The 21030-nt window shown below is 68.1% G+C and carries 17 protein-coding genes, 1 tRNA gene and 2 pseudogenes; 7 read left to right on the top strand and 13 right to left on the bottom strand.

The window, feature by feature from the left end:
• Positions 1-264 precede the first annotated feature (264 nt).
• The 3 genes and pseudogenes from ACYUED_RS11220 (at position 265) to ACYUED_RS11210 (ending at position 3464) form a co-directional block, all read left to right on the top strand.
• A pseudogene (locus ACYUED_RS11220) lies at positions 265-1753 on the top strand (pyridoxal phosphate-dependent decarboxylase family protein).
• Positions 1750-3216 carry a lysine N(6)-hydroxylase/L-ornithine N(5)-oxygenase family protein gene (locus tag ACYUED_RS11215; RefSeq protein ID WP_491292130.1) on the top strand — a complete coding sequence of 489 codons (1467 nt, stop codon included), beginning with the start codon at positions 1750-1752 and terminating at the stop codon, positions 3214-3216. The pseudogene ACYUED_RS11220 and the gene ACYUED_RS11215 overlap by 4 nt, the downstream one beginning before the upstream one ends.
• A 50-nt stretch (positions 3217-3266) precedes the next feature.
• Positions 3267-3464, top strand: coding sequence for a hypothetical protein (locus ACYUED_RS11210; RefSeq protein ID WP_491292129.1), 198 nt, complete (start codon positions 3267-3269; stop codon positions 3462-3464).
• Here the strand turns inward: ACYUED_RS11210 and ACYUED_RS11205 are convergent.
• A pseudogene (locus ACYUED_RS11205) lies at positions 3444-3791 on the bottom strand (IS200/IS605 family accessory protein TnpB-related protein); the annotation flags it as partial. The gene ACYUED_RS11210 and the pseudogene ACYUED_RS11205 overlap by 21 nt on opposite strands.
• Complete coding sequence (locus ACYUED_RS11200) at positions 3769-4365, bottom strand: IS607 family transposase (RefSeq protein ID WP_491292128.1); 597 nt, start codon at positions 4363-4365, stop codon at positions 3769-3771. The gene ACYUED_RS11200 and the pseudogene ACYUED_RS11205, both read right to left, overlap by 23 nt.
• A gap of 25 nt (positions 4366-4390) precedes the next feature.
• Here ACYUED_RS11200 and ACYUED_RS11195 point away from each other — a divergent pair, with 25 nt between their 5' ends.
• Complete coding sequence (locus tag ACYUED_RS11195) at positions 4391-5413, top strand: GDSL-type esterase/lipase family protein (RefSeq protein ID WP_491292127.1); 1023 nt, start codon at positions 4391-4393, stop codon at positions 5411-5413.
• A 52-nt stretch (positions 5414-5465) separates the two neighbouring features.
• On the opposite strand, the gene ACYUED_RS11190 is transcribed toward ACYUED_RS11195, so the two are convergent.
• Positions 5466-7262 carry a bifunctional metallophosphatase/5'-nucleotidase gene (locus tag ACYUED_RS11190; RefSeq protein WP_491292126.1) on the bottom strand — a complete coding sequence of 599 codons (1797 nt, stop codon included), beginning with the start codon at positions 7260-7262 and terminating at the stop codon, positions 5466-5468.
• Positions 7263-7411: 149 nt separating this feature from the next.
• Between ACYUED_RS11190 and ACYUED_RS11185 the strand changes: the two genes are divergently transcribed.
• Together ACYUED_RS11185 and pyk are read left to right on the top strand one after the other, a co-directional pair.
• Positions 7412-8128 carry an SIMPL domain-containing protein gene (locus ACYUED_RS11185; protein WP_491292125.1) on the top strand — a complete coding sequence of 239 codons (717 nt, stop codon included), beginning with the start codon at positions 7412-7414 and terminating at the stop codon, positions 8126-8128.
• Positions 8129-8251: 123 nt separating this feature from the next.
• Complete coding sequence (pyk, locus tag ACYUED_RS11180; protein WP_491292124.1) at positions 8252-9688, top strand: pyruvate kinase; 1437 nt, start codon at positions 8252-8254, stop codon at positions 9686-9688.
• Positions 9689-9698: 10 nt separating this feature from the next.
• On the opposite strand, the gene ACYUED_RS11175 is transcribed toward pyk, so the two are convergent.
• Positions 9699-10484 carry a helix-turn-helix domain-containing protein gene (locus ACYUED_RS11175; protein ID WP_491292123.1) on the bottom strand — a complete coding sequence of 262 codons (786 nt, stop codon included), beginning with the start codon at positions 10482-10484 and terminating at the stop codon, positions 9699-9701.
• Positions 10485-10571: 87 nt separating this feature from the next.
• Positions 10572-10655 (bottom strand) — tRNA-Leu (locus ACYUED_RS11170).
• 103 nt (positions 10656-10758) lie between these two features.
• On the opposite strand from ACYUED_RS11170, the gene ACYUED_RS11165 reads away from it, so the two are divergent.
• Positions 10759-11415 (top strand): ANTAR domain-containing response regulator, encoded by a 657-nt coding sequence (locus ACYUED_RS11165; protein WP_491292122.1) that lies wholly within the window; start codon positions 10759-10761, stop codon positions 11413-11415.
• 80 nt (positions 11416-11495) lie between these two features.
• On the opposite strand, the gene ACYUED_RS11160 is transcribed toward ACYUED_RS11165, so the two are convergent.
• The 8 genes from ACYUED_RS11160 to ACYUED_RS11125 all read right to left on the bottom strand — a co-directional run bounded on the left by ACYUED_RS11160 (position 11496) and on the right by ACYUED_RS11125 (position 20973).
• A complete protein-coding gene (locus ACYUED_RS11160; RefSeq protein WP_491292120.1) occupies positions 11496-12212 on the bottom strand; it encodes an ABC transporter ATP-binding protein in 717 nt (238 codons plus the stop codon).
• A complete protein-coding gene (locus ACYUED_RS11155; RefSeq protein ID WP_491292119.1) occupies positions 12209-13081 on the bottom strand; it encodes an ABC transporter ATP-binding protein in 873 nt (290 codons plus the stop codon). The genes ACYUED_RS11160 and ACYUED_RS11155 overlap by 4 nt, the downstream gene beginning before the upstream one ends.
• A 5-nt stretch (positions 13082-13086) precedes the next feature.
• On the bottom strand, positions 13087-14871 hold the full coding sequence (locus ACYUED_RS11150; RefSeq protein WP_491294208.1) for a branched-chain amino acid ABC transporter permease: 1785 nt from the start codon (positions 14869-14871) through the stop codon (positions 13087-13089).
• Between the two features lie 5 nt (positions 14872-14876).
• Positions 14877-15809, bottom strand: coding sequence for a branched-chain amino acid ABC transporter permease (locus ACYUED_RS11145; RefSeq protein ID WP_491292118.1), 933 nt, complete (start codon positions 15807-15809; stop codon positions 14877-14879).
• 115 nt (positions 15810-15924) lie between these two features.
• Positions 15925-17148, bottom strand: coding sequence for a branched-chain amino acid ABC transporter substrate-binding protein (locus tag ACYUED_RS11140; protein WP_491292117.1), 1224 nt, complete (start codon positions 17146-17148; stop codon positions 15925-15927).
• A 177-nt stretch (positions 17149-17325) separates the two neighbouring features.
• On the bottom strand, positions 17326-18081 hold the full coding sequence (locus tag ACYUED_RS11135; protein WP_491292116.1) for a hypothetical protein: 756 nt from the start codon (positions 18079-18081) through the stop codon (positions 17326-17328).
• A 77-nt stretch (positions 18082-18158) separates the two neighbouring features.
• Positions 18159-18629: a PaaI family thioesterase gene (locus ACYUED_RS11130; RefSeq protein ID WP_491292115.1), complete on the bottom strand. Its 471-nt coding sequence runs from the start codon at positions 18627-18629 to the stop codon at positions 18159-18161.
• A 52-nt stretch (positions 18630-18681) separates the two neighbouring features.
• On the bottom strand, positions 18682-20973 hold the full coding sequence (locus ACYUED_RS11125; protein ID WP_491292114.1) for an FdhF/YdeP family oxidoreductase: 2292 nt from the start codon (positions 20971-20973) through the stop codon (positions 18682-18684).
• Positions 20974-21030: the final 57 nt, after the last annotated feature.

Here is a 21030-nt window from a genome sequence, read left to right as displayed (position 1 = left end):
GCGTACTCGGAGCGGCACCCTGGTCAGCGCCGGTCCGCACCAGCCGGCCCGTCCGGCGTCTGAGGACGAGGCCGTTCAGGCCGAACGCGGGCCCCCAGGGGCGCAACCCCCGGTCACCGGCACCACCAACACCCTCCCCGCCCAAGCCCCGCACAGACACCACAGGGACACCCTTTCGGGTTCCGATCGTTGAACTTTTCGGGCACGCGCACACATCCGCGTACAAGCTGGAACTCCCTCTGCCTGCGCGCCCGGGAGGAACCCATGAGCACACCGAGCCTCGCCTCGGGCCCCGAAGGCCCCCGCGCCCTGCGACCCCTCCTCGACACCGTGCTCGACGCCCTGGCCGAGGGCACACGCGCCCGCCGCGGACCCCTGCCCGCCGGCGGACCGGACGCGGTGGCCGCTCGGGTCCGGGCCGCCACCGGCGACGTACTGCCGCAGGACGGCGACCCGAACGCCCTGCGCGCCCTGGTGCACGCCCTCGCCGAGGGCGCCGCCGACCCGGCCGACCCCCTGTGCGCAGCCCACCTGCACTGCCCGCCCCTCGCCGTCGCCACCGCCGCGGACCTCGCCGCAAGTGCCCTCAACCCGTCCCTCGACTCCTGGGACCAAGCACCGGCCGCCTCCGAACTCGAAGCCCTCGTCACCCGCGCACTGGCCAGGGAGGCCGGCGCCTCCGACGCCCTCGTCACCACCGGCGGCACCGAATCGAACCAACTCGCCCTCATCCTGGCGCGCGAGGCACACGGCGCCGGCGTCCGCCTCGTCTGCGGCGCCAACGCCCACCACTCACTGCCCCGCGCCGCCTGGCTCCTCGGCCTGCCCGACCCCGTGATCGTCCCCGCCCCCGCCGGCACCCTCGACCCCGCCGCCCTCGACGAGGCCCTCACCGCCCTCCGCGGCCCCCACGGCTCCGTCGTGGTAGCGGCCACCGCGGGCACCACCGACGCCGGGCTCATCGACCCTCTCCCCGAGATCGCCGCCCTGTGCACCGCCCACCACGCCCGCCTGCACATCGACGCCGCCTACGGCGGAGGCCTCCTCTTCAGCGACCGCCACCGCGCAAAGCTCGCCGGCCTCGACCGAGCCCACACCATCACACTCGACCTGCACAAACTCGGCTGGCAACCGGTCGCCGCGGGCATCCTCGCGGTCCGCCACCCCCGCGACCTCGCCGCCCTCACACAACACGCCGACTACCTCAACGCCGACGACGACACCGCGGCCGGTCTCCCCGACCTCCTCGGCCGCTCCGTGCGCACCTCCCGCCGCCCCGACGTCCTCAAGATCGCCGTCACCCTCAAGACCCTCGGCCGCACCGGACTCGGCGCCCTCGTCGACCAAGTCTGCGACCGCGCCCAGGAGTTCGCCGCCCTCGTCCACGAGCACCCCGGCTTCGAACTCCACGACGGGCCCACCATCAGCACGGTCCTGTTCCGGCCCGCACACACCACCGACGAGCGCCGTCGCCGCCGTACGCCGCGAACTCCTCCACCAGGGCCGCGCCGTCCTCGGCCGGGCCCGCCTCGACGGCCGCCTCTGGCTCAAGGCCACCCTCCTCAACCCCCACACCCGCCCCGACGACCTGGCCACCCTCCTCACCCTCGTCGAAAAGGCCACCGAAGAACCCGCCGGACAGGCCACCGAAGAACCCGCCGAGCAGGCCGCCCACGAACCTGCCGAACAGGCCGCCCAAGAACCTGCCGGAGACCCCGCCGAAAGACTCGCGGAAGGAAACACCCCCCGATGAGCACCACCCCCCACGCGCAGCCCCAGCCTCACCCCCCACACCGCGAGCCCGACGCACCCCGCGACCTGGTCGGCATCGGCATCGGCCCCTTCAACCTCTCGCTCGCCGCCCTCGCCCACCCCCTCACCGAACTCGACACCGCCTTCTACGAACAGCGCCCCTCCTTCGACTGGCACTCCGGCCTCCTCATCGGCGGAGCCCGCATCCAAGTCCCCTTCCTCGCCGACCTGGTGACACTCGCCGACCCCGCCAGCCCCTGGACCTTCCTCAACCACCTCAAGGCCCGCGACCGCCTCTTCCCCTTCTACTTCGCCGAGCGCTTCCACATCCAACGCGCCGAATACGACGCCTACTGCCGCTGGGTCGCCGACAGCCTCCCCGGACTCCACTTCGGCCACCAGGTCGACGCCGTCCGCTGGAACCCCGAACGCGACCTCTTCGAAGTCGACTTCACCCAGCTCGACACCGACGGAGAAGCCGAAGCGCTCGGCCGTACCTACACCAGGAACATCGTCCTCGGCATCGGCACCGAGCCCTACGTCCCCGAACCCCTCAAACCGCTCGTCGAAGCACCCGCCGTCCCCGTCGTCCACGCGGCCGACTACCTCACCCACCGCGACACCCTCCTCGCCGCCGACCACGTCACCGTCATCGGCTCGGGACAGTCAGGCGCCGAGATCTTCCTCGACCTGCTCCGCGCCCGCCCCGCAGGCCGCGAAAAACTCCACTGGCTCGGCCGCACCGAGGCCTTCGCCCCCATGGAGTACTCCAAGCTCGGCCTCGAACACTTCACCCCCGACTACACCCGCTACTTCCAGGCCCTCCCCGAAGACGTCCGCGACCGCCTCGTCACCAGCCAGTGGCAGCTCCACAAGGGCATCGACACCGACACCATCACCGCCATCCACGACGAGCTCTACGACCGCACCCTGCACGGCGGCTGGCCCGACGTCGTCCTCACCCCCGGCGTCCAAGTCCGCACCGCGGGCCGCATCGCCACCAGCAAGGTCGAACTCCACCTGGAACACCTGCAACAGGACACCCGCTCCCGGCTCACCACCGACGCCGTAGTCCTCGCCACCGGCTACCGCGAACGCCCCCTCGACCGCATCCTCGCCGGCCTCGACCCCTACCTGCGCCGCGACAGCCGCTCACGCCCCCGCATCGACGAACACTTCCGCCTCGCCCTCGACCCCTCCGTCAGCGGCTCCGACTGCCACATCTACGTGCAGAACGCCGAACGCCACACCCACGGCGTCGGCACCCCCGACCTGGGCCTCGCCGCCTGGCGCAGCGCCACCATCCTCAACTCCCTCACAGGCAAAGAGCCTTACCCCCTCCCCACCCGAACCGCCTTCACCACCTTCGGACTCGACCAACAGCCTCAGCCACGCATCCCGCACGCACGACACGCCCAGGTGCTCACACCGCTCGTCGACGGAACGCACGAACACCGAAGGTGAAAAGCCGGACCGCCGGGAAGAACCCCGACGGCCCGGGCGTTGGCCCCGCCATGACCACCACCTGGATCGCAGCCCACCGCGCCGCCGTCATCAACCCCCACGAGAACTTCCACCTCTTCGAACCCCGCTCCTTCACCGACCAGACCATCAGGCAGTCCCTGCGACTGGCCGGAGGAGGTGAAGCGCTGAGAGTCCGGCTCAGCAACCGCTACGGCAAGGAACCGTTCCTAAACAGTGTCCAGGAGTGACATTTGCTGCCAGCTCCTGGAACTGCGCGCATCCCGAACGGTGTTGGATGCGCTGGTCTCCCGCGTTCGCTGTGTCCCCGTCCGGCTGCGTGCATCGTGTGCACGCTCCGTGACGGGTGGGCGGGTTCCCTCATGCCCTCGTGCGCCTGGTCCGGCCTGGGCGGTCCGATGCCCCACAGCATCGCTCTGGTGCTGCGGGGGCGGTGCCGTCCGTCGCCGGATCGGGTGCCCGAGGGCGCGCCTGCCGATCGCGACGCTCGCGGCGTCGTGCCGGGACATCTTGCGAGTCTTGCCGGCCAGGGGCTTACGCCAATGCTGGTCGCCCCACATCGCCGGCCGCCGCTTCGAGAGCCTTCCTCGCCCGGTTCTTCGCCGACCGACGGCCGTACAGGCGGGCGCAGAACGACGTCAGTACCTCCACCATGTCCCGGACCAGGTCGTCTTCGACTTCGCCGTCATCGAGGACGACGAGTCGGCGGCCAGTCGCGGACAGGGCGGCCTCGATCAGCTCCACGTTCATCCGCCCGAGGCGGTCCTTGTGCTCGACCACGACCGTGGTCACCGCCGGATCGGCCAGCAGCCGCTTCACCTTCGCGCGGCAGCCGTTCATACCCGAGGCGATCTCGGACTCGATCCGCACAACCTTCTGTCCCGCCTCCGCCGCCCATGCCGACAGGCGAGCGGTCTGCCGCTCCAGGTCCGGCTTCCGATCGTGCGAGGAAACGCGGGCATACAGACCTACACCACCGGTCACCGAGGGTGAGGCGTTCGCTTCGATGTTCACCAGGATCGTGCGCGGCCCCACCCGGCGCGCGGGCACCGGCAAGGCGCCCTCACGAAACCAGCGATACGCCGTATGCGGGTTCACCCCCTGCGCCCGCGCCCACTCCGTCAGGTTCATATGCTGATAACGCCACCACTCCCTCATGGTTACGCACACTCAACAACCTTCCGCTGCCAGCAGTTGGCAACCCCTGGAACTCGGCGGCGCCCACCTCGCCGTACGCACCATCCGCAGCCGCATCGACCCCACCAGCGACACACCCCTGCGCTTCTCGGGCGCAGAAACAGTCACCCTGCCCGTCGGCGAGGAAATCGTCAGCGACCCGGTCGAACTGCCCGTGAGCGCAGGGGAAGAACTCACCATCAGCCTCTACCTGCCGGGCGACACAGGCCTCACCACCTACACGGCCACCCCCTACGACATCGGACACGCCGTCAACGGCAACCACCTCTCCGCCGAACTCCTCGACGAATCCGAGGAGTTGCCCCTCGGCCACCTCCTCACAGGCGTCGACGTCCTCGCCCCCGAAGCCACCCGCATCGCCGTGGCCTTCGGCGACTCCTGGATCGAAGGCGCGGCCACCACCCCCGGCACCGACAACAGCTTCCCCGCCCAGCTCGGCCGCCGCCTCGACCACGGCTGGATCGTCAACCAGGGCATCTCCGGCAACCGCCTGCTCACCGACGAGATCGGCGACCACCTGCTGTCCCGCATCGACCACGACGTCCTCGACGTACCCGGCGTCAGCCACGTCCTCGTCCACATCGGCCTCAACGACCTCGGCCTGCCCGGCGCCATCGCGGACCCCGAACCCGGCCAACTCCCCACCGCCGACGACGTGATCACCGGCCTCACCACCCTGGCCGACCGCCTGCACGCCGCCGGCCTCACCGTCATCGGCAGCACCATCGGCCCCTACGCCGGCACCATCTACCCCGGCTACGACACCGGCGAGGGCCAGACCGTACGCCACCAGGTCAACACCTGGCTCCTCGGCGGCGACCACCCCTTCGACGCGGTCGCCGACATCGCCACCGCCGTCGCGGACCCCGGCCGACCCACCAGAATCCGCGACGAGTTCAACAGCGGCGACGGACTCCACGTCAACGACGCCGGCGCGAAAGCCATCGCCGACGCCATCGACGTAACCCTGCTCAACCTCTAGAAAACCGCCGACAGAAAACAGCCGACAGAAAACCGCCGCTGGAACACGGCCGTCAGAACACCGGCGTGCCGTCCCGGGTCAGCCTCCAGTCCGCCGACGCGAAGTCCCTCGGGTCCAGCACACCCTTCGCCGTCACCCACTCGGCGATCCGCGTCCGGATCTCCGTCGACTCCGACCACAGCTCCTTCGCCGACGCCACATGCGGGAACGCACCACCGCCATTGGCACGGTAGTTGTTCACCGCCAGCACGAACTGCTGTCCGTCGTCCAGAGCGGCCCCGCCGTAGGTGAGATTCCTGATCCGCGACCCGGCCGCCTGGGCGATGTCGATCTCATACCCGAGACCCGACACATAGTCGTAGTTGTAGTCCGGGCGTCCGTTCGCGTTCGTCAGCCTCTCCACGTCGACCGCGGCACCGGCCGCCGTCCGCACGAAATACTCCGCCGAGTACTCCAGGTACGCCCGCAGCTGCGCACCCGTCATCACCTTCGCGACCAGCGTGTTGTCGTACACATACAGAGACGACAGATCCCGGATCGTCACCTCGCCCGCCGGGATCTCCGACGTCCGCGAGAACGGCGACGCCTGCGCGATCACCGGCAGCGCCGCATACTCCGTCCCCGCCAGCGCCGCCTTCACCACATCCTCCTGGACCTTGGTGATCAGGTCGATGATCGGCGCGTCCTTGTACCGCGCCTCGACCGTCGTCAGCGTCTCCGTCGCCGAACCGACCACCTGGTTGACGTACCTGACGACCTTCGCGTGCTCGTCCGACACCAACTTGGTGATCTTCGGATCGTCCTCCACCGTGTTCGAGTTCAGCAGCGACGCCGCCACCGACTCGACCTCCCACCGGCCCGAACGGAACACCAGCTCGAAGTCGAACAGCGTCAACCGCTCCGCGAAACACAGCGGCTCGGACAACACGACCGTCCTGCCCGTCCGCTCGTTGGTCACCTTCAGCTCCGGGATCTCCACATGCGCGTGCCCGACCAGAATCGCGTCGATGCCCGGCACCCGCTGAGCCACCAGCGCCGCCGAGTTCTCGACATACGGCAACTGGTCACCGTACGACGACGTCCCGGACGAACCGGAATGCGCCGACACCACCACCACGTCCGCACCCATCGCCCGCAGCCTCGGCACCCACTTCGCCGCCTGCTCCTCAAGCCCCGGGAACGTCAACTTCCCCTGCACATAAGCCTTGTCCCAGATCGCGATACCGGGATTGGTCAGACCCAGCACCGCCACCTTCACCGGCGGCAGACCCGGCACACGGAACCTCTTGATGAGGTACGGCGCAAACGCCGGCTTCTGCGTCCTCGCGTCCAGCGCGTTCGCACCCAGCAGCGGGAACTGCAGCTGGTCCTCGAACCTCCGCAGCGTCTCAAGCCCGTAGTTGAACTCGTGGTTGCCCAGCGCCGCCGCGTCGTACCCGATCGCGTTCATCGCCTGCGCCATGGGATGCACCGGACCACCCTTGGCGGTGATCGGATCCACCTTCGCGTAGTAGTACGTCAGCGGCGTGCCCTGCAGCGTGTCACCCGCGTCCAGCAGCATCGTGTGGCAGCGCCCCCTCTCCGCCCGCACCCGGTTCACCAGCGTCGAGATACGCGCCAGACCCATCGCGTTCCCGGCCTTGTCGGAGTACTCCGCGTCCTTGAAGTAGTCCCAGTTGAAGACGTGTCCGTGCAGGTCGGTGGTGCCCATGACGGTGAGCGAGTACCGCCTGGCAGGCCTACGCCCCTCAGCGGCCTCGGCCGACGGAGCCGCCACGGCACCGGCCACCGCCACCCCCGCTCCGGTCACGGCGGACTTCTGCAGGAACTTCCTACGGTTCAAGGGCATGCCCGGATCTCCTCGCGAAATAGTCAACAACGCGCGTAGATTCTGACCCGGACACAGCAAAACGCAACAGACCCCACAGGTTTCGATCCGATGACCCAACCGCACCACCCACGGCCCCCAAACAGCCAACAAGTGCCAGAGTGGGACGTATGACCACCCCTCCCACGAACGACCCACCCCCCGCCGTCCCCTACGGCACCCCCGACGCCCCCCGCATCGCCGTCCGCGGCGAAGCACGCCTCGAAGTCGACCCCGAAATCGCCCGCATCGGCATCACCGTCGCCTCCCGCGGCAAAGACCGCCGAGCCGCCCTCGACGACCTCACCCGCCGCAACACCACCGCCCTCGACCTCACCAAGACATACGGCAACGCAGTCGAACGCCTCGAAACCGGCGCCTTCTCCATCAGCCCCGAACTCAAGGACAAAGGCCGCGGCGAACGCATCCACGCCTACCACGGCCGCGTCCACATCACCGCCGAACTCACCGACTTCACCGCCCTCGGCGAACTCACCACCCGCCTCGCCGACTTGGACCTCACCCGCGTCGACGGCCCCTGGTGGGCCCTGCGCCCCGACTCACCCGCCCACCGACAAGCCCGCCGCCAAGCCGTAAAAGAAGCCGTCCAACGAGCACGCGAATACGCCGAAGCACTCGGCACCACACTCGCAGCACTCGTAGAACTCGCCGACATCGGAGCAGAGGACCAACAGCCCTACCCCCCGACCCCCGGCCGCATGCGCTCCATGGCCTACGGCGCCGCCACCGAAGACACCGCAGCCACACCGCTCGACCTCGAACCCCAACGCCAGCGAATCTTCGCAGCCGTGAACGCCCGCTTCACCATGGCACCACCACAGCTGTAGGAAATGCCCACCAGAGCACCTCCAGACACACTTCAATACTTGTCAACACCCCTTCACCCAAAGGTTGTTGAGAAGACATGTGCGACCAATTCCCTACCCACCCGTAAGGCCTAGGCTCACACCATGCGCCGAGCAAAGATCGTCTGCACACTGGGGCCCGCCACCGACTCCTACGACCAGATCAAAGCCCTGGTCGAAGCCGGAATGGACGTCGCCCGCCTCAACCTCAGCCACGGCACCCACGCCGAACACGAGGAGCGCTACCAACACGTACGAAAGGCCTCCGACGAAACCGGCCACAGCGTCGGAATCCTCGCCGACCTCCAAGGCCCGAAGATCCGACTCGGCCACTTCACCGAAGGCCCCGTACTCCTCGAACGCGGCGACACCTTCACCATCACAGTGGAAGACGGCGCCCAAGGAGACCAACACAGCTGCGGAACCACCTACCCCGGCCTCGCCACCGACGTCGCCCCCGGCGAACACATCCTCGTCGACGACGGCAAAGTCTGCCTCCAAGTCACCGACGTCAAAGGCCCCCACGTCCACACCACCGTCCTCGAAGGCGGCATCCTCTCCGACCACAAAGGCCTCAACCTCCCCGGAGCCGCCGTCTCCGTCCCCGCCCTCTCCCACAAAGACGAAGCAGACCTACGCTGGGCGCTGCGCACCGGCGCCGACGTCATCGCCCTGTCGTTCGTACGCAGCGGCCGCGACATCGAAGACGTCCACCGCATCATGGACGAAGAAGGCCGCCGCCTCCCCGTCATCGCCAAGGTCGAGAAACCCCAGGCCGTCGACGCGATCGACGACATCGTCGCCGCCTTCGACGGCATCATGGTCGCCCGCGGCGACCTCGGCGTCGAGATGCCCCTCGAACACGTCCCGGTCGTCCAGAAGCGAGCAATCAAACTGGCCAAGCGCAACGCCAAACCGGTCATCGTCGCGACACAGATGCTCGACTCGATGATCGACAACTCCCGCCCGACCCGCGCGGAAGCCTCCGACGTCGCCAACGCCGTCATCGACGGCACCGACGCCGTGATGCTGTCCGGCGAGACCAGCGTCGGCAAATACCCCATCGAGACCGTCCGGACCATGGCGAAGATCGTCGAAGCGGCCGAGGAAGACATCCTCGCCAAGGGCCTCCCGCCCCTGACCGAACGCAACAAGCCCCGCACCCAGGGCGGCGCGGTCGCCCGCGCGGCAGCCGAAATGGGCGACTTCCTTGGCGCCAAGTTCCTGGTCGCCTTCACCCAGTCCGGCGACACGGCCCGCCGCCTCTCCCGCTACCGCTCCCCGATCCCCCTCCTCGCCTTCACCCCCGAGCCGGCCACCCGCTCCCAGCTCAGCCTGACCTGGGGCGCGGAGACGTTCCTCGGCCCGCACGTCGACTCGACGGACGCGATGGTCGACCAGGTGGACGAGCTGCTGCTGAAGTACGGACGGTGCGAGAAGGGCGACGTGGTCGTGATCACGGCAGGCTCGCCTCCCGGGGTGTCCGGCTCGACGAACCTGGTGCGGGTGCACCACGTCGGCGAGGACGACAGTCCCAAGTAGGGCTCCGGGGTTAGTACTTGGGGCCTACGTGGGCGTCCATGAGGGCTACTGAGGCTTTGCGGGCGATGGAGATGTTGAACGGGTCGCTGCCGCGAGCGAGGGTGCTCCAGTCGACGCCGACCTTGTCGAGGGTGTCGGTGCAGAGCTTCCGGATGTCGTCCGACTTGTTGGTAAAGAAGTAGCGCGGGTATTCGTAGCGCTTGCGCTCTCCGGCCACTAGACGAGTCGTCCAGTTGGTGATGCGGCATCCGTCGGAGTGGATAAGACCACGGATGAATTCCCAGGGGTGCACATCGACGATGTCCTGCTGCCAGGGTTCGAGGGCGATGCGACGGTCGTGCTTCTTGCCGGGACCGTGTTGAGGGAAAAGGCACCATAGATGCATGGAGTTCAGTTTCACCTCGCGGCAGCCCTTACGGCGGACTCTGCAGACGGAGTTTCTTGGAAAGACCGAACGCATGGCCCTCTCGCACTCGTCCATGAGCCCGGGGTGCGCCTCAGCGCAGGTGATGGACAGGCTGGGTGACCGCATGGCGCGGTTCTGAATGATGTGGCCGTCGCCCAGGTACAGGCCTAGGAGGTAGGAATAGGCCGGACTGTCCAGGTCCCCGTCGCAACGGGGGCATGGTGGGTGGGTGCGCCCCGGGCACTCGCCGCGTTTCGCGCGGTCCACGTGCTTCCAGTAACTGACCGTACCGAGAGGGATATTGAACTGGCGAGCCACGTCCGCGTTACGAGCTCCGTCGCGAAGAAGCGTGAGTGCCCTCTGTCGAACCTCAGTGCCGTGAAAGTTCATGCGGAAACTCTGCGTTACTGATCGCTACTCCGTGCAGCAAAAAGCGGAGGACCACGCGAACGTGGTCCTCCGCTTCTGGTTCCGTTGTGCCCGGTGTGGGATTCGAACCCACATGCCCGAAGGCACGGTGGTTTGAGCACCGCGAGTCTGACCAGATTCCTCCAACCGGGCAGGCCGTGGAACTGTTGGGAAGTGTACCGGGTCACCACGAGATGCTGCAGCTAGGTAGGCTCTGGGGGAGCAGTACCTGCCCGGCCCGTAACAAGGAGCCCCCGTGACCGCCCCCGAGTCGCCCCAGCCCGCAGACGCGCCCGACGACGACAAGTCGCACGTGCCTCCGCTGACGACCCGTGTCGTCATCGCCGAGGACGAGGCCCTGATCCGGCTCGATCTCAAAGAGATGCTGGAGGAGGAGGGCTACAGCGTCGTCGGTGAGGCCGGTGACGGTGAGCAGGCCATCGAGCTGGCCCGCGAGCACAAGCCGGATCTGGTGATCCTGGATGTGAAGATGCCCAAGCTGGACGGCATCTCGGCGGCCGAGAAGATCGCGGAGGAGGGCATCGCCCCGGTGCTGATGCTCACCGCCTTCTCGCAGCGCGACCTCGTGGAGCGGGCCAGGGACGCCGGTGCGATGGCGTATCTGGTGAAGCCGTTCAGCAAGAGTGATGTCGTACCGGCCATCGAGATGGCCGTCTCGCGGTTCACTGAGCTGAAGGAGCTGGAGAAGGAGGTCGCCGACCTGACGCTGCGCCTGGAGACGCGCAAGTTGGTGGACCGGGCGAAGTCGATCCTGCAGACGGAGTACGGGCTGTCGGAGCCGGCCGCGTTCCGGTGGATCCAGAAGACGTCGATGGACCGTCGGATGTCGATGCAGCAGGTCGCGGAGGCGGTTATTCAGGACGCTGACGAGAAGAAGGCCGCTAAGGGCTGATCCTCGCGCCGTAGTCCGACGACGGAGGCCCGCGTCCCTGGTTTCAGGGGCGCGGGCCTTGGTCGTGTCCGGTGAGGGGGTCAGTCCTCGCCGAGGTAGGCCTTGCGTACCGATTCGTCGTGCAGGAGGTCCTGTCCGGTGCCGGAGAGGACGATGTTGCCGACCTCCATGACGTGTCCCTGGTCGGCGAGCGAGAGGGCGGCCTGGGCGTTCTGTTCGACGAGCAGGATGGTGGTGCCCTGGGACTTCAGTTCGACGATGGTGGACATGATCTTCTGCATCATGATCGGGGAGAGGCCCATGGAGGGTTCGTCGAGCATGAGGAGTTTGGGCTGGGACATCAGTGCGCGGCCCATGGCGAGCATTTGCTGCTCGCCGCCGGAGAGGGTTCCGGCGGCTTGTTTGCGGCGTTCTCCGAGGATGGGGAAGAGGTCGTAGGCGCGTTGGATGTCTTTTTCGATGGCTTCCTTGTCTTTGCGGAGGAAGGCGCCGAGTTGGAGGTTCTCGGTGATGGTGAGGCGGGGGAAGATGTGTCGGCCTTCGGGGGAGTGGGCGAGGCCGAGGGCGACGATCTTGTGGGCGGGGATGCCGTTGAGGGGCTGGCCGTCGAAGGTGATCTTGCCTGAGCGGGGCTTGAGGAGGCCCGAGAGGGTGCGCAGGGTGGTGGTTTTGCCGGCGCCGTTGGTGCCGATGAGGGTGACGATCTGGCCGGCTTCGACGGTGAAGGAGATGCCCTTGACGGCTTCGATCTTGCCGTAGGCGACCTTGAGGTCTTCGACCTCCAGGAGTGCGGTCACTGGGCGTTTCCTTCCGTGCTGGTGGTGCCCTGTGCTCCGGTGGTCTCGGCGGCTTCGACTTCGGCGATTTCGTCGGCGCCGGGGGCGCCTTCGAAGGGGGTGCCGAGGTAGGCGGCGACGACGCGTTCGTCGCCCTGGACGACGTCGGAGGTGCCTTCGACGAGTTTTTCGCCTTGGACGAGGCAGGCGACGCGGTCGCACAGGTTGAAGATGAAGCGCATGTCGTGCTCGATGACGAGCACGGCGACGCCCTTGTCGCGGATGGCGAAGACCAGTTCCTCGGTGGCGCGGGTCTCCTGGGGGTTCATGCCGGCGGTGGGCTCGTCGAGGAGGAGCAGGCCGGGGTCGCTGGCGAGGGCTCGGGCGATTTCGAGCTTGCGCTGCTCGCCGTAGGGGAGGTTGCGGGAGAGGTGGTCGGCTTTGTGGGCGAGGCCGATGAACTCGAGGAGTTCCATGGCGCGTTCGCGGGAGGCGGCTTCGGCTTTGCGGAAGCCGGGGCCGCGTAGGAGGGCCGACCAGAGGCCTTCTTTGGTGCGGGTGTGGCGGCCGACGAGGACGTTTTCCAGGACGGTCATGTTGGCGAAGAGCCGGATGTTCTGGAAGGTGCGGGCGATGCCGGCGCTGGTGACGAGGTGGGGTTTGGGGGGGAGGACGGTGCCTTTGTAGGCGACTTTGCCCTCGGTGGGGATGTACAGGCCGGTGAGGCAGTTGAAGAAGGTGGTTTTGCCGGCGCCGTTGGGTCCGATGAGGCCGACGATTTCACCGGTGTTGACGGTGAGGTCGACGCTGCGTACGGCGGTGAGGCCGCCGAAGCGCATGGTGACGCCGCTGGCTTCGAGGACGGGGCTGGTGGCGGTGGTGGTGGTCATGGTGGTTACGCCCCTGCCTTGGTGACGCCGACTGTGGTGTCGGGAAGGCTCTGTTCGGGGATGTCGGCTTGTTCTGTTTCGTGGAATTCGAGTTGGCGGCGTCGGTTGGCGATGATGCCTTCGGGGCGGAAGCGCATCAGGATGACGAGGGCCAGGCCGAAGGCGAAGAGTTGGTACTCCTTGAGGAAGCTGAGCTTCTCGGGGAGGAGGTAGAGCAGGGTGGCGCCGAGGATGGGTCCGCCGACGGTGCCCATGCCGCCGAGGACGACTGCGGCGAGCAGGAATGCGGAGTTGGGTGGTACGGAGCCGGCGAACTGGTAGGGGGCGGGGTTGACGCTGTAGCCGACGTGGGCGCTGACGGTGCCGGCGAGGCCGGCGAGTGAGGCGCCGAGGGCGAAGGCGATGAGTTTGACGCGGAAGCCGTTGATGCCCATGGCGGTGGCGGCGGTTTCGTCTTCGCGGATGGCGATCCAGGAGCGGCCGATGCGGGAGTCGGCGGCGCGGTTGAAGACGAGGACCACGATGGCTGTGATGACGAGCATCAGGAGCAGGTAGTTGGCGAATCGGCCGATGGTGATGGAGCCGATGTCGTGGCTGCTGCCGAAGTTGAAGCCGAAGATCTCCAGGTCGGGGATCATCGAGATGCCGTTGGGTCCGTTGGTGATGTTGGGTCCGGAGGAGCCGTCGAGGTTGTTGACGGTGATGCGGAAGATTTCTCCGAAGCCGAGGGTGACGATGGCGAGGTAGTCGCCGCGCAGTCGCAGGGTGGGGGCGCCGATGAGGACGCCGAATGTGAGGGATGCGGCCATGCCGGTGAGCATGGCGGCCCAGAAGGGGAATTGGACGCCGGAGAAGCGGGAGAACTCGGAGCCGGAGACGAGGGCTGCGGCGTAGGCGCCGACGCCGAGGAAGGCGACGTATCCGAGGTCGAGGAGTCCGGTGAGGCCGACGACGATGTTGAGGCCGAGGGCGACGGTGGCGACGACGAGGATGTTCACGCCGAGGTTGGCGTTGTGTTCGTTGTTCTCGACGAAGGGGAAGATCGCGGCGGCGAGGAAGGCCATGGAGGTGGCGAAGCCTTTGTGCCGGGCGTTGATGACGGAGAATCGGTCGGCGAGTCCGGCGGCGATCACGGCCCAGGAGCCGAAGATGACGAGCAGCAGGAAGCCGATGAAGGTTTCGCTGGCGTCGGGGTCGACGCCGATGCCGTAGGCGAAGGCGATGAGGCCGACGGCGGTGGCGGCGGTGATGACGAGGCGCTCGCCCCAGGCGGGGAGTGTGCCTGCCGGGGGGATGTTGTCGGGCTTGCTGACCCAGGCTTTGGCGGTGTTGCCGGGGCTGGGCAGGGCGAGGGCGCCGAGGATGGCGACCAGGGAGGCGGCGGCGGCTATGTAGGCGCCGGGGTCGAGGTTGACGAGCCCGCCGAGGTCGATGGCGATGGCGAGTGCGCTGAACCAGCTGACGGCGAAGGCGGCTGCGGCGGCGAGGAACACGGGGGCGGTGGCGCCGGCCGGGTTGAGCCAGGTGAGGCCGCGTATGTTCCAGCGGGTGAGCGCGAAGAGGAGGGTGAGGACGCCGGCGACGAGGTCGAGGATCTGCAGTCCGGCGGGGGAGCCGTAGTAGGTGAGGTCCCCGGGGAAGTCGGACGTCCAGGTCCAGGACATGTACGTGCTGGCGATGGTGCCGATGGCGCCTGCGGCGATCAGGAGGCGGGCGGCGGACTGGGGCAGGGGGATGAGGCCGCGCGGGGTGTCCGGCGTGGTGGGGCTGGTCTTCTTGGTGGTTGTCATGGTGGTCACGCCCTGTCCGCTACGCGTTCGCCGACGAGGCCTTGTGGCCTGAACAGCAGGACGAGGATGAGGAGGACGAAGGCCCAGACGGAGGACCAGCCGCCGCCGCCGAGTTGCTGCATGCCGGGGATGTCGTTGATGTAGGAGGTGGCCATGGTTTCGGCGAGGCCGAGGACGAGGCCGCCGATCATGGCGCCGTAGATGTTGCCGATGCCGCCGAGTACGGCTGCGGTGAAGGCTTTGAGGCCCATCTGGAAGCCCATGTCGTACTTGATCTGCCCGTAGCGCAGGCCGTAGGCGACGGCGGCGACGGCGGCGAAGAAGCCGCCGATGGCGAAGGCGATGACGATGATGCGGTTGGTGTCGATGCCCATCAGCTGTGCGGTGTCCGGGTCCTGCGCGGTGGCCTGCATGGCGCGGCCGGTGCGGGAGAGGCGGACGAAGAAGGCGAGGGCCGCCATGCAGAGGGGGGCGGCGATGATGACGAAGAGGGATCCGCTGCTGATGCTGATGGAGCCGAGGTTCCAGGGGCCGGCGTCGATCTGCGGGAAGTTGCGGTCGGTCTTGGCGTCCGGGTACCAGTTGAAGACGGCCTGCTGGAGTGCGAGGGAGAGGCCGATCGCGGTGATGAGGGGGGCCAGGCGTGGGGCGCCGCGGAGTGGTCGGTAGGCGAAGCGTTCCGCCCCGACGGCGATGAGGACGGAGACGAGTCCGCCGCCTATGAGCATCGCCGGGAGGGCTATCCACATGGATGTGCCGTTGGGCAGGACGTAGAGGTAGACCGTGAGCGCGCCGAAGCCGCCGGTCATGAAGATCTCGCCATGGGCGAAGTTGATGAGCTGGACGATGCCGTACACCATCGTGTATCCGATGGCGATCAGCCCGTACATCGAGCCGAGGAACAGCCCGTTGGCCAGCTGCTGCGGCAGGGTGTGCACCGCATGGCCTCCATGTGGTGGGGAGTGAGCAGGGGGCGTGGAACGGGCCGCGCGGGTGACGTGTGGTCGGCCGCGCGGCCCTGGGGTGGTGCTAGCGGCAGTTCGGCTGGTTAGGTCAGCCGTTGAACGTGCCGCTCTTGACGGCCTTCCACTTGCCGTTGGTGACCTGGTAGACGGTCAGCTGCTTGTTGGTGGTGTCGCCGTACTGGTCGAAGGCGACGGGGCCGGCGACGCCGTCGAACTTGGTCTTGCCGACCTCGTCGACGATCTTGGCGCGGGCGTCGGAGGGGACCTTGCCGTCCTTCACGACGTTGGCGATCGCCTTGATGATGGCGGTTGCGGCGTCGTAGGAGTAGCCGCCGTAGGTGCCGTAGTCGCCCTTGAGGCCGGCTGCCTTGTACTTCTTGATGAAGTCCTGGGCGGAGGCGAGGGTGTCGACGGGCTGGCCGACGGAGGTGGCGAGGTCACCTTCGGAGGGCTTGCCGGCGGTCTGGATGTAGGTGTCGCTGAACATGCCGTCGCCGCCGAAGAGCGGGATCTTGGCGCCGCCGTCCTTGAGCTGCTTGGTGAGCTTCTCGGACTCGTCGTACTGGCCGCCGTAGTAGACCAGGTCGGCCTTGGAGTTCTTGATCTTGGTGACGAGGGCGGAGAAGTCGGTGTCGCCGGTGTTGACGTGGTCGGTGCCGGCGACCTTGCCGCCGGCCTTGGTGAAGCCGGCGGTGAACAGCTTGGCCAGGCCGGCGCCGTAGGTCTGCTTGTCGTCGACGACGAAGACGCTCTTCTTCTTCAGCGTGTTGTACGCGTAGTCGGCCGCGAAGCCGCCCTGGAGGGCGTCGGTGGTGGCGGTACGGAAGTAGGTCTTGAAGGGGCGGGCCTTCTTCGTCTGCCAGTTCTTGCCCTGGGTGAGCTCGGGGGCGGTGTTGGACGGCGAGATCTCGACCAGGTTGGCGGTGGCGAAGACCTGCTGCATCTGGGTGGCGACGCCGGAGTTCAGCGGGCCGACGACGCCGAGCACCTTGTCGTTGTTGACGAGCTGGGTGGCGTTCTGCTGACCGCTGGCGGGGATGGCCTTGTCGTCGAGGGCCTGGACCTTGAACGTCACGCCGGGCACGAGGTTGTTCTTGTTGGCGTCGTCGACGGCGACCTGGACGCCGCCCTGGATGCCGAGGCCGGTCGCGGAGTTCTGACCGGTCAGTGGTGCGTCGACGCCGATGATGACCTCGGTCTTCTTGCTGCCGCTGTCCCCACCCTTGTCGTCGTTGCGCGAGCCGCAGGCGGTCAGCGTGAGAGCGCCTGTGGTGAGCACGGAGGTGAGTATGACCAAAGAACGGTGTCGCACGATGAATCCTCTCCCTGGCGCCGGCAGTCCTGCTGGGCTGCCGTGTGTCTCGCCGGGCCGTACTGGGGTGGAGCTGGGCCGTTCTGCAGACGCGCCCGGCGGCGCGGTGACTGGGCGTGACTCTAAACCTGTCTGTCAGGTGAGGGCATCGCTGTGGGCTGGCTTGTGACTTTCTTGTTATGACGTGCCGGAAGGTGAGGCTTGGGGAAGTTCGCTCTCGGCCGGTTTGGCGGGAGCGCGTCGGGTCCACATCGTGAGAACCCGCACTTCCGGTTGGACGCGGGGCGAGGGGAGCGCCCGGGTGGCGTCGCAGGCCGTGTGGAGGAGGTCGGAGAGGTCGCGCGAGTAGCTGCCGCCGAAGATGAAACTGTAGTGCTGTATTGCGTGTGTGTTACGCAGCGTTACGTCAAGGAATGGCAGGTTGACGTTGAGGGGGAGTCCGCCGCAGTGGGTCACGGTGATCCGCACGGTGATGCGGTGGATGGTTCCGGCGCGCACGGTGAAGGTTGTCGGGGGTGTGGTGCGGGTGTGTACGCCGGCGGGGGTGGCGGTGATGTCGGAGATGGTGACGGGGGGTCCGTCGTGTACGGAGACGTCGAAGCGGAAGTCCCTGGTGGTGGCCGTGCTCGGGTGCTCGGCAACTCCCTTGTAGTGGAAGGCCGTTGTGGTCGAGGGCCAGGGTGCGGTCGGTTTTTTGGGCGGTGTGGCCGGGGGTCTGGCGGTCAGGAGCCATACGGCCGCGGCCAGGGTGGCCGCGGCCGCTGCCAGTGCGGCGGCGCGGGTGCGCGGGAGCAGTGCGTGCCAACGGTCGGTCAGGCGGGGTGAGTCGGTGCCGATGACGTCGGGTGGCGGTGCGTCCTGGGGGGTGGCGGGGTCGTCGCCGGTGTGTGTCTCGACGGGGCCGGCGGGTTCGACGGGGCCGATGCCGCTCATGTCAGGGGCCTCATGGGGAGACGGTAGGCGCGGCGGGCGCGGCCGGACAGTGCCCGGTGGGGAAAGGGCGCCGGTGGTCAGTCCGCGGCGGGTTGCTGTACGTCGCGCAGCAGGCAGGTCAGCCGCGCACTGCACACGCGCCGCCCTTCCTCGTCGCTGATGACGATGTCGTACGTCGCCGTGGTGCGCCCGCGGTGCACCGGTGTGGCCACGCCGGTCACGAGGCCGGAGCGCGCGCCTCGGTGGTGGGTGCAGTTCAGGTCGACGCCCACCGCGAGCTTGGAGCTGCCGCCGTGCAGCATCGAGCCGACGGAGCCGAGGGTTTCGGCGAGGACTGCCGAGGCGCCGCCGTGCAGCAGTCCGTAGGGCTGGGTGTTGCCCTCGACGGGCATGGTGCCGACGACGCGGTCCGCGGAGGCTTCGATGATCTCGACGCCCATGCGCGTGCCGAGGTGGCCGGCGGAGAACAGGGCGGGGAGGTCGACGCCGAGTGCGGCGTACTCGTCGATGACCTCCTGCGGGAACTTCACGTACTGCTGCTCGCCCATGGGCCCGGCTCCGTTCGTCCTGATCGCTCGTCCAACCTGCCTGAGCAAACGCTCAGTGGGTTGGTGATTGTTCCAGACGTACGACGACGGACTTGCTGGCCGGGGTGTTGCTGATGTCGGCGGTGGAGTCCAGCGGGACCAGCACGTTGGTCTCCGGGTAGTACGCGGCCGCGCAGCCGCGTGCCGTGGGGTAGTGCACGACCCGGAAGCCGGCCGCCCTGCGTTCCACGCCGTCCTTCCACTCGCTGACCAGGTCGACGTACGACCCGTCGGCGACCTTGAGCGCCCGCGCGTCCTCGGGGTGGACCAGGACGACCCGGCGGCCGTTCTTGATGCCGCGGTAGCGGTCGTCGAGGCCGTAGATGGTGGTGTTGTACTGGTCGTGCGAGCGCAGCGTCTGCAGCAGCAGGCGGCCTTCGGGCACTTCGGGGTATTCCACGGGTGCCGCGGTGAAGTTGGCCTTGCCGGTGGCGGTCGGGAAGCGGCGTTCGTCGCGGGGGGCGTGCGGGAGGGCGAAGCCGCCAGGGCGACCAGCAGAACCAGCCACGCGCGCGTTGAAGTCCTCGAAGCCGGGGATCACGCGGGCGATGCGGTCGCGGATCGTGGCGTAGTCCTTCTCGAACTCCTCCCACGGCGTGGTGCTTTCCTCGCCGAGCACGCGGCGGGCCAGACGGCAGACGATGGCCGGCTCGGACAGCAGGTGGGTGCCGGCGGGCTCCAGCCGGCCGCGGGAGGCGTGCACCATGCCCATGGAGTCCTCGACGGTCACGAACTGCTCGCCGCCGTCCTGGAGGTCGCGCTCGGTGCGGCCGAGCGTGGGCAGGATGAGGGCACGCGCGCCCGTGACCGCGTGCGAGCGGTTGAGCTTCGTCGACACGTGCACGGTCAGCCGGGCGCGCCGCATGGCCGCCTCCGTGACGTCCGTGTCGGGTGAGGCGGAGACGAAGTTGCCGCCCATGGCGAAGAAGACCTTCGCCGCGCCGTCGCGCAGGGCGCGGATGGCCTGGACGACGTCGTAGCCGTGCTCGCGCGGCGCCGCGAAGCCGAACTCCTTCTCCAGGGCGTCCAGGAAGGCGGGTGCGGGGCGCTCGAAGATGCCCATCGTGCGGTCACCCTGGACGTTGCTGTGTCCGCGGACGGGGCACACTCCGGCCCCCGGGCGGCCGATGTTGCCGCGCAGCAGAAGGAAGTTGACCACCTCGCGGATGGTCGGCACGGAGTGCTTGTGCTGGGTGAGGCCCATCGCCCAGCACACGATGGTGCGCTTGGAGGCGAGGACCATCCGCAGGGTCTGCTCGATCTCCTCGCGGGTGAGACCCGTGGCGGCGAGGGTCTCGTCCCAGTCGGCGGTGCGGGCGGCTGCCGCGAACTCCTCGTAGCCGTGGGTGTGTTCACGCACGAAGTCCTCGTCGACCGCGCCGTCCGCATCGAGGATCAGCTTGTTGAGGAGGCGGAAGAGGGCCTGGTCGCCGCCGATGCGGATCTGCAGGAACAGGTCGGTGAGCGCGGCGCCCCTGAGCATGCCCTGCGGGGTCTGCGGGTTCTTGAAGCGCTCCAGACCGGCCTCGGGCAGCGGGTTGACGCTGACGATCTTCGCGCCGCCCGCCTTGGCCTTCTCCAGTGCGGAGAGCATGCGCGGGTGGTTGGTGCCGGGGTTCTGGCCGGCGACGATGATCAGGTCGGCCTTGTAGAGGTCCTCCAGCAGGACGCTGCCCTTGCCGATGCCGATCGTCTCGTTCAGTGCCGAACCGGACGACTCGTGGCACATGTTGGAGCAGTCGGGCAGGTTGTTCGTGCCGAGCTGCCGGGCGAACAGCTGGTAGAGGAAGGCCGCTTCGTTGCTGGTGCGGCCCGACGTGTAGAAGAGGGCCTCGTCCGGGGAGCCGAGGGCGGCGATCTCCTCGGCGACGATGTCGAAGGCGCGCTCCCAGCTCACCGGCTCGTAGTGCGTGCCCCCTTCGGGGAGATGCATGGGATGCGTCAGCCGGCCCTGCTGGCCCAGCCAGTAGCCGCTGCGGGTCGCGAGATCGGCGACGGAGTGGGTGGCGAAGAACTCCGGGGTGACGCGGCGCAGGGTGGCTTCCTCGGCCACCGCCTTCGCGCCGTTCTCACAGAACTCCGCCTTGTGCCGGTGTTCCGGCTCCGGCCAGGCGCAGCCCGGGCAGTCGAAGCCGTCCTTCTGGTTGACGCGCAGCAGCGTCAGCGCGGTGCGCTTCACGCCCATCTGCTGCTGGGCGATGCGCAGCGTGTGCCCGATGGCGGGGAGTCCCGCCGCGGCGTGCTTCGGCTCGACGACCTGCGGCGCGTCCTGCACCGGGTCGCCCTTGGGCGGCTTCGTCGCCATCGCGCACTCTCCTTCTCATACACGCACGTACACGCTTCACCCACGCGTGCGAGCCAT

The sequence above is a fragment of the Streptomyces sp. DF42 genome, assembly GCF_058267695.1.
Note: the sequence above shows the minus strand (reverse complement) of the source record. Positions and strands in the feature narration are given on the sequence as shown.